This window comes from Pelagimonas sp., from assembly GCF_058892305.1.
The window spans coordinates 59,049-70,728 of record NZ_JBZXVN010000030.1; the positions used below are offsets into that span (position 1 = coordinate 59,049).

General features: G+C 56.2%; 13 protein-coding genes. 6 read left to right on the forward strand and 7 right to left on the reverse strand.

Going from position 1 to position 11,680, the window contains the following annotated elements; all coding sequences use genetic code 11:
- Positions 1-93: 93 nt before the first annotated feature.
- Positions 94-879: a 23S rRNA (adenine(2030)-N(6))-methyltransferase RlmJ gene (locus tag AC5EFR_RS12505; protein ID WP_493576251.1), complete on the reverse strand. Its 786-nt coding sequence runs from the start codon at positions 877-879 to the stop codon at positions 94-96.
- A 33-nt stretch (positions 880-912) separates the two neighbouring features.
- Between AC5EFR_RS12505 and AC5EFR_RS12510 the strand changes: the two genes are divergently transcribed.
- Positions 913-1,491 (forward strand): hypothetical protein, encoded by a 579-nt coding sequence (locus AC5EFR_RS12510; protein ID WP_493576135.1) that lies wholly within the window; start codon positions 913-915, stop codon positions 1,489-1,491.
- Between the two features lie 53 nt (positions 1,492-1,544).
- Here the strand turns inward: AC5EFR_RS12510 and AC5EFR_RS12515 are convergent, their stop codons facing one another.
- From AC5EFR_RS12515 to secG, 3 genes are all read right to left on the reverse strand, one after another.
- Complete coding sequence (locus tag AC5EFR_RS12515; protein WP_493576136.1) at positions 1,545-2,315, reverse strand: hypothetical protein; 771 nt, start codon at positions 2,313-2,315, stop codon at positions 1,545-1,547.
- Entirely contained in the window at positions 2,312-3,955 is a 1,644-nt protein-coding gene (gene pyrG / locus AC5EFR_RS12520) for a CTP synthase (RefSeq protein WP_493576137.1), read from the reverse strand. Before pyrG ends, AC5EFR_RS12515 begins: the two co-directional genes overlap by 4 nt.
- Before the next feature lie 375 nt (positions 3,956-4,330).
- Entirely contained in the window at positions 4,331-4,705 is a 375-nt protein-coding gene (gene secG / locus AC5EFR_RS12525) for a preprotein translocase subunit SecG (RefSeq protein WP_493576138.1), read from the reverse strand.
- Between the two features lie 129 nt (positions 4,706-4,834).
- Here secG and nthA point away from each other — a divergent pair, with 129 nt between their 5' ends.
- From nthA to AC5EFR_RS12540, 3 genes are read left to right on the forward strand one after another with little or no spacing between them, the layout of a single operon-like run.
- Positions 4,835-5,458, forward strand: coding sequence for a nitrile hydratase subunit alpha (gene nthA / locus AC5EFR_RS12530; protein ID WP_493576139.1), 624 nt, complete (start codon positions 4,835-4,837; stop codon positions 5,456-5,458).
- Positions 5,455-6,135, forward strand: coding sequence for a nitrile hydratase subunit beta (gene nthB, locus AC5EFR_RS12535; RefSeq protein ID WP_493576140.1), 681 nt, complete (start codon positions 5,455-5,457; stop codon positions 6,133-6,135). The genes nthA and nthB overlap by 4 nt, the downstream gene beginning before the upstream one ends.
- Positions 6,132-6,467 (forward strand): nitrile hydratase accessory protein, encoded by a 336-nt coding sequence (locus AC5EFR_RS12540; protein ID WP_493576141.1) that lies wholly within the window; start codon positions 6,132-6,134, stop codon positions 6,465-6,467. The genes nthB and AC5EFR_RS12540 overlap by 4 nt, the downstream gene beginning before the upstream one ends.
- A gap of 14 nt (positions 6,468-6,481) precedes the next feature.
- On the opposite strand, the gene AC5EFR_RS12545 is transcribed toward AC5EFR_RS12540, so the two are convergent.
- Together AC5EFR_RS12545 and AC5EFR_RS12550 are read right to left on the reverse strand one after the other, a co-directional pair.
- The gene (locus AC5EFR_RS12545) at positions 6,482-6,877 is read right to left on the reverse strand and encodes a DUF6524 family protein (RefSeq protein ID WP_493576142.1); all 396 of its coding nucleotides are present in this window, start codon (positions 6,875-6,877) and stop codon (positions 6,482-6,484) included.
- Positions 6,878-6,917: 40 nt separating this feature from the next.
- On the reverse strand, positions 6,918-7,430 hold the full coding sequence (locus tag AC5EFR_RS12550) for a GNAT family N-acetyltransferase (protein WP_493576143.1): 513 nt from the start codon (positions 7,428-7,430) through the stop codon (positions 6,918-6,920).
- A gap of 73 nt (positions 7,431-7,503) precedes the next feature.
- On the opposite strand from AC5EFR_RS12550, the gene AC5EFR_RS12555 reads away from it, so the two are divergent.
- Both AC5EFR_RS12555 and AC5EFR_RS12560 read left to right on the forward strand, forming a co-directional pair.
- Positions 7,504-8,817, forward strand: a complete 1,314-nt coding sequence (locus AC5EFR_RS12555) for an adenylosuccinate synthase (protein ID WP_493576144.1) — start codon at positions 7,504-7,506, stop codon at positions 8,815-8,817.
- A gap of 4 nt (positions 8,818-8,821) precedes the next feature.
- The gene (locus AC5EFR_RS12560; RefSeq protein ID WP_493576145.1) at positions 8,822-9,064 is read left to right on the forward strand and encodes a DUF2842 domain-containing protein; all 243 of its coding nucleotides are present in this window, start codon (positions 8,822-8,824) and stop codon (positions 9,062-9,064) included.
- A 132-nt stretch (positions 9,065-9,196) separates the two neighbouring features.
- On the opposite strand, the gene AC5EFR_RS12565 is transcribed toward AC5EFR_RS12560, so the two are convergent.
- Positions 9,197-11,671: a hypothetical protein gene (locus tag AC5EFR_RS12565; RefSeq protein WP_493576146.1), complete on the reverse strand. Its 2,475-nt coding sequence runs from the start codon at positions 11,669-11,671 to the stop codon at positions 9,197-9,199.
- Positions 11,672-11,680 lie beyond the last annotated feature (9 nt).

The following is an 11,680-nucleotide window of genomic DNA, read 5'->3' on the forward strand; positions in this document are numbered from 1 at the left end:
CACATCTTGTGGTCGGGGTTCTATGGTTGCGTCATATCTAGTGAGATAGGGACGCACCCACGCCACATTAAAGGGGGAAAAGCCCGATCCGGATCACCCTTTGCTCATCTTTTTGAACCGTTTCGTGAGGTCTTTGGCAAAATCGCCCAATCCCCAGGGCGGATTGACCACAAACATGCCCGACCCAACCATGCCATGTCCTTTGCGCGCCGGAGGAAAGGTAACCTCGTGACACAGGGCGTCGGGGACGTTTTGCGACAGGGTCGCGAGCATGGGCTTGTGCCGACCATCGGTCAGGATCGGATACCAGAGCATCAACACACCGACGTTCCATTTGCGGTGCAATTTGGCGAGCGTGGTCGGGATGGTTTGATAATCTGACTTGATCTCCCAAGGCGGATCGATCAGCAACACGCCCCGGCGCGGCGTTGGTGGCGCGAGGCTCTGGATCAGCTCCAAACCATCCTGTTGGTAAATCTTGGTGGTGTGGCTACGGGCGTTGACGCGCAGGGCGGCGTATTCGCCCGGATGCAATTCCGCCAAATGCAGACTGTCATTGGCCCTTAAAAGCGCCTGAGCAATAAGGGGCGAGCCGGGGTAGGCGCTATCCCCATGGGCGTCTTTGGTTGCGGCCAGTGCCCGGAGATAGGGGCTTGTGTTGTCAAACCAATCGGTGACTTTCAGGATACCCTGCGCCGCCTCGCCGGTTTTGTTGGCATCCGCATCATTTAAATCATAAAGCCCACGTCCCGCATGGCTTTCGATATAGCTGATCGGTTTGTCCTTGCGGGTCAAATAGTCGAGCACAAAGGCCAGAATGGCGTGCTTTTGGACGTCGGCCAGATTTCCGGCATGAAAAGAGTGTTGGTAAGACAGCATGAAAAGCCCCCGCTCAAACCGTATCTGTTGCATATGCCGCGCTTGTCGACCTACGTCCAGATCGAACCGCTTGATCTTGACCGTTTGGTCAGTAAGCTGCCCCCTGATTTTGAAGCAGGAATTATTGAGGCACAGTCAATGAACAGGCCGCTTGAGCAGGATGGCAAAGAGCAGGAGCTTTTTGACTACCTGCGAATTTTTGTGATGTTCTGGCAAAAGATTGATTTCATTTGGGGGCTGTTCATCACCTCTTACATCCCGCTTTTCGGGTTTTTGCACTTTTACCAAGGGCAAATCGGCGGGTCGTTTGGGTTGCTGTTTGTGATTGCCATTGGGGCCTTCACTTGGGTCAACGGCGCGGCGCTTCGGTCGCACTACGATCTTGCCAACACCATGAGCAAAGAGTTCCGCCGCAACAACCGCAGCTACCCCGACCTAAACGCCGCCCTTTTACGCACCGCCAATGACGGTAAAGAACGCCTCGTTCTCTTCACCCACGGTTTCGCCTTTGCCGGGTTTCTTTACATGATGGGCGAAAGGGTTGGTGAAACCATGTGCGGAACCAAAAACGGTTGGGGCTGTTTGATTGGGTCGCTGATTGGTGCTGGCTGAAACATATCCAGAGTTGTCTCTTGATACGGGAGATGGTTTCGAGCGACGTTTAGCTATTTGAGGTAGCTGTGCAGGGGGCCTCCTAGTCGGCCAAGCATAAGCGGAGTTTCAAATACAATGTCGTCAATTCCGACAGGAACATCGCCGATGTTTTCCAAGCTAAACCCCGAAACTACTCTATCAAAGCTCGTCTCCAAAAACGTGTATTCGCCGAATGTTTCCAAAAGCATAGGTTCGCCTATAGTGCTCCCGTCTTTTGCGTAAAATTCCAGTTTTACTTTGGGCTGCTTAGGCACCAAAGACTTCACGAGAACAAGTGAAAAGCCAAAGGCGAACTGCGTATCTTTGAAAGACACGGCCATCGGGCCGTAACCGACCATAATGCGCCTTTGCACGTTTGGGTAAGCAAGGGGGGCAATATACTGTCGAAGCCCATGCGCCGATCTCAAATCTAACTGAATTGAAGAGGCTAAAAAAGTACTCTCATCTGCGTCCGCAATCACATTCAATCGGCTCAGCATTGTTTTTTGAGGAACTTTGAGTGGAGATCGCGCTGGTCCTTGGCTTGCTCCCCACCTTTTTAGTGGAGCTCTATTTATGAATGCTGTTTGCCCGTCGAAATGGCTACCAATTTTTAGACCGGGGAATGCCAAGCGTCTTGCGTGGCTATTTCCAGGAAGAGCGGATGGGGTGAGTGTGTCAAAATCCTCAAGCCCCGTCAGGTGAACCTCAATTTCGTCTCGCTCAACAGTACGAATCTGCTGGGCGGTGACTGAGGTACCCAGCAGAAAAAACACCGTGATTTGAGCTAAGAAACGGATCACACCAACCGCGAGGCCTCTTTTGCGGCGCGGATGAAATCTTTGAATAGCGGATGCGGTTCGAATGGCTTGGATTTTAGTTCCGGGTGGAATTGGACACCAATGAACCATGGGTGATCGGGCCATTCGACGATTTCGGGAAGACGACCATCGGGGGACATGCCCGAGAACTTCAAACCCGCTTCTTCAAGCTTTTCGCGATAAGCGATGTCGACTTCGTAGCGGTGGCGGTGGCGTTCATCAATTGAGGTGCTGCCATAGGCGTCGGCCACCCGTGACCCTTCGGTCAGGACCGCGTCATAGGCCCCGAGGCGCATGGTGCCGCCCTTGGCGTCGGTGACTTTGCGCGAAACTTTTTCGTTGCCCTGAACCCATTCCTTGAGGTGGTAAACCACCGGCTCAAAACGTTTTTCCCCGGCCTCATGGTCAAACTCTTCGGAGCCAGCGGTGGCCAAACCAGCAACATTGCGCGCCGCTTCGATAACGGCCATTTGCATGCCTAGGCAGATGCCCAGATAGGGCACATTGTTCTCGCGGGCGAATTGCGCCGCTTTGATCTTGCCCTCGGTCCCGCGTTCGCCAAAGCCGCCGGGCACCAAAATAGCGCTGTATTTGGCCAGATGCGGCGCGGGGTCTTCGCGTTCAAAGGTTTCCGCGTCCACCCATTCGATGTTGACCTTGACCCGGTTGGCCATGCCGCCATGGGTCAGCGCCTCGGCGATGGATTTATAGGCGTCTTCAAGCTGAATATACTTGCCCACGATGCCGACGGTGACTTCGCCTTCGGGGTTGAACACGCGGTCGGCGACGTCTTCCCATTTGCTCAGGTTGGGCTTGGGGGCGGGGGCAATGCCGAACGCATCCAAAACCGCCTGATCCATGCCTTCGCGGTGATAGGCGAGGGGGGCTTCGTAGATGGATTTCAAATCCTGCGCGGCAATCACGCTATCAGGGCGCACGTTACAGAACAGAGCCAGTTTTTCGCGTTCTTTCTTGGGGATCGGCCCTTCGGAACGGCAAACCAAAATATCAGGGGCAAGACCGATCGAGCGCAGCTCTTTGACCGAGTGCTGTGTTGGTTTGGTTTTCAGCTCACCGCTGGCCTTGATAAACGGCAGGAGGGTCAGGTGCATGAATATACACTGGCCACGCGCCTTGTCATTGGCAAACTGGCGGATCGCTTCGAAGAACGGCAGGCCCTCGATATCGCCAACCGTGCCACCAATTTCACACAGCATGAAATCAACGTCATCTTCACCAATGCTTATGAAGTCTTTGATTTCATTGGTCACATGCGGAATGACCTGAATGGTTTTGCCAAGGTAGTCGCCGCGACGCTCTTTTTCCAAGACGTTGGTATAGACCCGGCCCGAGCTGATGGAATCAGTCCGCGAGGCGGGGACGCCGGTAAAGCGTTCGTAGTGCCCAAGGTCGAGATCTGTCTCGGCCCCATCATCGGTTACAAAGACTTCGCCATGTTCAAAGGGCGACATGGTTCCGGGGTCGACGTTGAGATAGGGATCAAGCTTGCGCAGACGAACGGAATAGCCGCGTGCCTGTAGCAAAGCGCCCAAAGCAGCGGAGGCAAGACCCTTGCCAAGCGAAGAGACCACACCACCGGTGATGAAGATAAAGCGTGCCATATTGGGCTAACCCCGTGATTTTGCGTATTATTATGAGCTTGGGCTGAGTTTTTGCCGAGCTATATCACGGGAGCCGAGATATAGAGGATTCGAGAGAGGTTGGCAAGCTCAGCGCAAGATGATGTTGCTGGATTTTCGTGACCTGCAAACTGTTGTGGAACAGGCCAAGGAAACAAAGCCTGGATCGGGGCGTATTTCGCGCCGAACAGGCGGTGAGGCATGACAACAGGGATCTCGTCCTGACAGGGGCGACATGGGTTCGGCCTTTTTGAACTGTGAAAAGATCGTCACAAAGCAGCTTGGACGACATCAATCCGGGAAAAAGAACGGGCGGCCTAAATAGCCGCCCTTTTTTCGTGCTGGTCTGACCGAGCCTTAGTCGGCGCGCGGTACCAATGGCGCATCTGCGTCACCGCCCGCTGTTGGGGGGGGGAGAAGCGCGTCTGTGTCCAGATCGCCTGAGGGATCGGCGCTTTGCTGAGCAGCAGGAGCACCGCCGCCGACGCGGTCAAGGATCGAGGTGCCCGACGCGTTTTTCGCCGAAATCACCGTCAGGGTGATCGAGGTGATGATAAAGGCAATCGCCAAAACCCAGGTCACTTTGCCCATGGCTGTTGCGGCCGAGCGTTGGCTCATGGCCCCGCCTCCGCCACCCATCCCGAGGCCACCGCCTTCGGAACGCTGCATGAGCACCACGCCGATAAGGGCGAGGGCAAGAAGAAGGTGGACTATGAGAATGACGTTTTCCATGGGGCCTGCAGCATACATTCGGTTCTGCCGGGCTATGTAGGGGATGCGCGGGCGCGGTGCAAGCGGTAGTCGCGTCTATCGGGCGTGAAAGCGCTGGACGCAGGCCAACAGTCGCGCCATGATCACGCTATGCCCCATGATCATCACGACGATAGCCACCCGCATTCATTGCTCCCGCCGGACCCTGCATTGCGGGTCAAGGCCTTGGAAACGCTTTTAGAACGTAAGGGGTTGCTTGATCCTGCCGCGCTGGATGCCATCATCGAAACCTATGCGCATAAGGTTGGGCCACAAAACGGTGCTCAAGTCGTGGCACGGGCTTGGGTTGACGCTGAATTTCACGCTGCTTTGATGTCAGACGCCACCGCCGCCGTCAGTGAGATGGGGTTTTACGGGCGACAAGGCGAACATATGGTGGCGGTTGAGAACACCGACGCGGTGCATAACATCGTCGTTTGCACCCTGTGTTCTTGCTATCCATGGCCGCTTTTGGGCATTCCGCCGGGTTGGTACAAATCCGACGCTTACCGCGCCCGTGTGGTGCGGGAACCGCGCAAAGTCTTGGCCGAGTTTGGTGTGGTTTTGCCTGAAAATAAAAAAGTGCGCGTTTGGGATTCGACCGCCGAAGTCCGGTATCTGATCATTCCGCAACGTCCGAAAGGGTCAGAGGGGCTAAACGAGGCTGAGCTGGCCAAACTTGTCACCCGCGATTCGATGATTGGAACCGGCCTCGCCAAGGAGGTCGGCGCATGAGCCGGGTTCACGACATGGGCGGGCGGTTTGGCGACGGCCCGGTTCCGGTTGGCTCCGACACTGATCCGGTTTTCGCCAAAGATTGGCATGCCCGTGCTTTGGCACTAACGCTTGCCGCTGGGGCTTTGGGCAAGTGGAACATTGATATTTCCCGCCACGCTCGCGAATGTTTGTCCCCCAAAGATTACAGCCGATTTACCTATTATGAAAAATGGATGGGCGGACTGGCGGATTTGCTTGTCGAAAGCGGCGTGGTGACTCGGGATGAGTTGGCAGGGCAGATTGTGCAGCCTGCGCCTGATGCCCTGAAAGAGCGCAAGCTAGAGGCCCAAAAGGTTGCTGGTGTTTTGGCGGCGGGTGGCCCGGCGGATCGGCAAGGCCCAGCTCCGCGTTTTTCCGTTGGGGATCGGGTAAAAACCCGGCGCATCGCCCGCAATCTATTTGTTGATGGTGGTCATACAAGATTGCCCACCTATGCAGCCGGTGTTGAGGGAGAGGTCATCTTGTCTCACGGCTGCCACGTCTTTCCGGATGCGTCGGCACACCGGTTGGGGGAACAACCCGAGCCTCTCTATACGGTTGTTTTTGAGACGGGAGACTTATGGGGCGCGCCCGAACGGCCAGAGGACGAGGTCACATGTGATTTGTGGGAAAGCTATTTGGAGCCGGCGACATGAAGGGGGCCAAAGCTCCTGAGCCGGTGTTTCAGGCTCCATGGCATGCCCAGGCCTTTGCCTTGGCGGTCTATCTAAATGAACGTGGTGTTTTTGATTGGTCCGAATGGACCGAGGTTTTTGGCGCGGTTCTGTTTGAAAACGGTTTGACCAAGGAACTTGACGGGGGGGACGACTATTTCCTCGCGTGGGTCGCAGCGCTTGAACAGATCTGTGCCACCAAGGACGTCGCTGAGAAGGGGGCGTTGGCAGCGCTCAAAGCCAGTTGGGAGCGCGCTTATCTGTCGACACCACATGGCGAACCGGTGCGAGTTGAGGTTGGAGAGGTGGGATAAATCCCACCCTACCGCTATTCCTCTACGTCGTCGGTGTCGACCTGACCCGACAATTTGCGCCGGATGATGGACCAGCTTAGCCCTACGGCCAAGACGACGGACAAGGCAAGAATGCCAATCCAAGTTGTGACCTTTGGGTTGTCAAAATCCAACAGGCCAAAGTCCCATAAAACCCAGAGAATGGCACCGACCAAGGCCGCCACCAACAACATGCCTATGCCGCCGATGCTGCGCAATGTGGCCCGGATATAGATCACATAGCCGATCACCAACACCAAACCCGCCAAGACGACCATGGGCAATTGGGCATTCCAATTTGTCAAGGCCCAACGGACATAGTTCCATTCGGTTGGGTTATAAGTTGCGGCCAAAAGGACAAAGGCAAATAGCCAGCGCAGAAAGAAACTCATGATGCACTCCGGTTGGGGCCCGATTTGGGCGATTTCTTGTCTAGCGGATTTCCACGTTGCGTCTAGTGTTTTTGAGATCAAGACGCATTTCAGCCCGGCGTAAGATTTCGCCGTTTCGGTCTATGGTTTCGTGGTGGCGGGTTTGAAAGCCCAACGCCGCAAACGGCGCTTGAGCAGCGAGGCTGGCATGGGTGGTGATTTTATCAAGCTTATAGTCGCGGACGCGATCTTTGATCATTTCAAGCAGCTTGGCCAAATGCCCCTGACCGCGTGCCTGCGGCAGGAGAAAGGCAAGATCAAGGTAGCCTGTTTCCTCTAGGGTCATCATCCCAACCAGGTTTCGATCGACCTCAACAACTGCGACCTGTTGGGGCGCGAGCTTGGCCGTCCAACCCGCACCTGAGGGCGGACAAGGGCACCAAGCCAGTCTTTGAGCAGGCGTGTAGGGGCTTGGTTCCGCGTGAATGGCTGCAAACATGATTTCGCCCAAAGTTTCATAGTCTTCGGCGGTCGCCCATCGATAAGAAATGACGGTTTGTGCAGATGCGTCCATTTTGCGGTTTCCTGTTGCGATACGCTTGGATATACCGGCGCGGGTTTGAAAACCATCACCGAGAGGATGAGTTATGGCGAATGTGGTTGTCGTGGGCGCCCAGTGGGGCGACGAAGGCAAAGGCAAAATTGTGGACTGGCTGTCGAGCCGCGCAGATGTGATTGCGCGATTCCAGGGTGGCCACAATGCGGGCCACACTTTGGTTGTGGACGGAAAAGTCTATAAACTTCATGCGCTTCCATCGGGTGTGGTGCGTGGTGGGAAATTGTCGGTGATCGGCAATGGCGTGGTTTTGGACCCTTGGCATCTTGTCAAAGAGATCGCCACAGTGCGTGACCAGGGCGTCGAAATTTCGCCCGAAACTTTGATGATCGCCGAGAACACGCCGCTGATCCTACCGATTCACGGTGAGCTTGATCGCGCCCGTGAAGAGGCCGCATCGAAGGGGACCAAGATCGGCACCACAGGTCGTGGCATCGGCCCAGCCTATGAAGACAAGGTTGGACGGCGTTCTGTGCGTGTGGCGGATTTGGCCGATGAGGCGACTTTGGAGGCCCGCGTTGATCGTGCGTTGCAGCACCATGATCCGCTGCGCAAAGGTCTCGGAATCGAGCCGGTTGATCGTGATGCGCTTGTGGCCCAGCTCAAAGAGATTGCGGCAGAAATCCTGCCCTATGCGGCTCCGGTTTGGAAAGTCTTGAACGAAAAGCGCAAGGCCGGAAAACGGATTTTGTTTGAGGGGGCGCAGGGCGCTTTGCTGGATATTGATTTCGGCACCTATCCTTTTGTGACGTCGTCGAATGTGATTGCCGGTCAGGCCGCGACAGGCGTTGGGATCGGCCCCGGATCGATCAACTATGTTCTGGGAATTGTAAAAGCTTACACCACGCGTGTTGGCGAAGGACCGTTTCCGACCGAATTGCTGGACGCCGTGGGCAACCCCGATGCGGATGGACAACGTTTGGGAGAGCGCGGTCATGAGTTTGGCACCACAACCGGGCGTCAACGACGCTGTGGTTGGTTCGATGCGGCTTTGGTGCGCCAGACCTGTGCCACATCCGGCATCAAAGGCATCTGCCTGACCAAATTGGATGTGCTAGACGGGTTTGAAACCCTGAAAATCTGTGTTGGTTATGAGTTGGATGGCGAAAAGCTGGACTATCTGCCAACTGCGGCCGATCAGCAGGCGCGTTGCACTCCGATTTACGAAGAAATGCCGGGTTGGAGCGAAAGCACAGAAGGTGCTCGGAGCTGGAATGATTTGCCAGCGAATGCGGTGAAATATGTGCGACGCATCGAAGAGTTGATCGAATGCCCGGCGGCGCTGGTCTCGACCTCGCCTGAGCGGGACGATACGATTCTTGTGACTGACCCGTTCGAGGATTGATGGCGTGGCGCTGAGTTACAAAGCCCGGCGGCGCTGGTCGCTGGTGATCCTGCTGATTGGCATGCCGATCTATATCATGGTTGCCGTGACCGTGGCGAACCGAGTGGGGGTATCTGAACTGCCCAAAGCGGTGGAGTTTGTGATCTATGTTGTTTTGGGTGTCGGGTGGGTTTTTCCGTTGAAACCGATCTTTTTGGGGATTGGTCAGGCCGATCCTGATGCCGACCCGGAACAGGACACAAAGTAGGCGGACCGGCTGGTCGGCGCTGTTTCCATTGGAAAGGCGCCCCGCCCACCGTCCCACAATGGACTTTCCTAAATCGCAAAGAAAAAGGCGGCTCATCGGAGCCGCCTTTTTTGAAGTCACCAAGGGGTTGAGTTAGCCAACGGCCCGTGATGGTTTGAAGCTAATCCGCTCGGATGCGGTAAAGCGCCCACCCGAGGTTTTCTCAATTTTTCCGTCTCGCAGGAGTTGGCCAAAGCTGCGCAAACGGTCCTCGCGGCTCGATTCTTTGGCTTCGGCCTGACGCACAGTTGTCATCAGCTGCGGACGTGAGAATTGGTCCAGTCCCTCAACATACGACATATACGCGGCGGCCGCTTCGAGTAGGTCAGGCAGATCTTTGGCACCAACGCTTTCGGCGTAGGCGGCAAAGTCGCTATCGCCAGCGGGTTGCGCCAAAGGAGCCGGAGCGACGTTTTCTTGCGGACGTTCAGAACGTTGTGGCGCAGCCGATGGGGTAGCTGAGCGGCTTACACGACGCGGGCGCACCGGTGTGACCTGAGCCGGTGCTGGCGTTTCCACGGTGTCCATGCTGTCGGTGACCCGCTGCTCTGCAACCAGCTTGAGTGGTGCGGCATGTTGCGGTTCAACGCTAGGGCGTTCGGTCCGTGTTCCGCCTGCTTGGGGACGGCGAGGGCGCACAACGTTTGCGAGATCTTCGCGGTAAGGCTCAGTCTCTTCGTCGTCCGTCGGTTTGCGACCCAACAGGCGATCCGCCTTGGTTGCGGCGACGGCGGCGCGCAGATGCGCTATGGCGCTGCGACGGCGGTTGCCTTCTGGTTCTTCAAGCTCGGTGTTGGTTTGGTCCAAAATGCGCGAAGTATCATTGTCCTCAACACTTTGTTCCGTCAGCATCGCACGGGCCGGGCTTGCCATTTTGACCGCTTTGCGCGCGCCGTCGATGGCTGCGGACAAATCAATCTCTGGCTCAGCTGGAGCAACGGGATTGTCGAGACGCAGGGGGGCGTCACCACCCGCAGTTTCAACCAATTCCTCTTCATCGTCCCAGCCCCATTCATCCTCTTGGGCGAGGGGGGCAGCGGCCTCATGTGTGGCCCGGGTTTCGGCGACATCGTCGTCATCCCAACCCGCCATCTCGCCAGCCAGCTCAGCTTTGACAGCTGCCAACTCGCGGGCTAGCTCATCTTCCTCTTCATCAGAGAGGCTGCTGTTGGAAACCAAGGGGGCCGGTGGCAGTGTTTCAACGGGTGTGGGCGGTGGAGTAGGTTCGGCACTTGCCGTCTCGACCACTTCCTCAAGCTGACCGGATTGTACCGCTCGATCGAAATCAGTGCGCTTGACCTTGACCACTCGGGCGCGAACGCGACGAGGGGCCGGTTCCGGCGCTGGCTCGGGTATAGAATCTGGCGTCGATTTTGGCGCTTGCTCAACAAGGTTTGTGGCCACCAACTCCTCGACTGGATCGTCGTTAAAGAGAGTATCGTCCTCTTCATCGTCGAATGCAGTTTCGGTCAAACCAGCGACGGCCGCGGCAATATCTCCGCCAAGAATGTCGTTATGGTCAACGTTGTCTTCATCAACGTCGTCATCCCAAGCGGCCAAAGGATCATTGTCTTCGGCGGGAACATCCAGGTTCTCGGCCTTGTCGACCTGATTCAAGGCCGCCACCAGATCAAATTCACCTTCGTCTTCGTCAAAGGCTGTTTCCAGAACCTGATTGATATCAGGTTCTTGATCATGAGCGACCTCTATAGACGCATCCTCATCCGTCTGTGCATCTTTGGCAGTATCCGTGTCTTCGACATCTGCCTGCATGAGCCCGGCAATTGTATCTGTGAACAGATTGTCATCCAAAGTCGTGGCGGGGTCTTCGGCAATCGTTTCGACATCGTCAGTTGCGGTTTGCGAAATGTCGTCCGCCTTCACATCATCCAAGTGAGCCGAGGCATTGGCAAGCAATGCACTCAGAGCATCTCCATCTTGGACAGGGGCGTCGTCGACAACTTCGTCCACAACCTCTTCCGCCTCCGTATCCGCAACAACAGCGCGAATCCGGTCCAGTTTGGCGGCTACACTGGCGGCACCGGTGGGACGCGGAGCAGGCGCGTTCCCAACCGGCTCGGCCAGGTCGGCCGCCTGATCTGCATCCTCGACAAGCAATGCGTCGAGGTCGAGATCAACCGTCTCTTGTGTATCTTCTACTGGGGTGCCTTCCGCGGCGGTTTCTTCAACTGCGGGTTCATAGGCCGTGGCGTCGATTGTATCATCATCAGGAAGCGCATGATCTTCGGCCTTGGCACGGGTCGGACCCGCGGCCAGCGCGGCAGCCAATGCGCCAGAAGACGCAGCCGTTGCTTTGCCAACAGATGCACCGGGCAAATCCAGTCGGACCTGACCACCTTGATGGGACGCGAGTTGCTCACGCATCAGTTCAGACGCCAGTTCCGGATCAAACTGCGGCGGCTCAGCGCCAAAAAAACGATCTTCGCCCACGACGGAGCGGAAAAAATGCGTTGTATCTTTCATCACCGCCAGAGGATCTTCGAATCCTTCTGCGGTGCAAGAAAAGGTGCCATAAGACACTGTAAGAATCTTGCTCGAACTCACCATGTGCTGCTC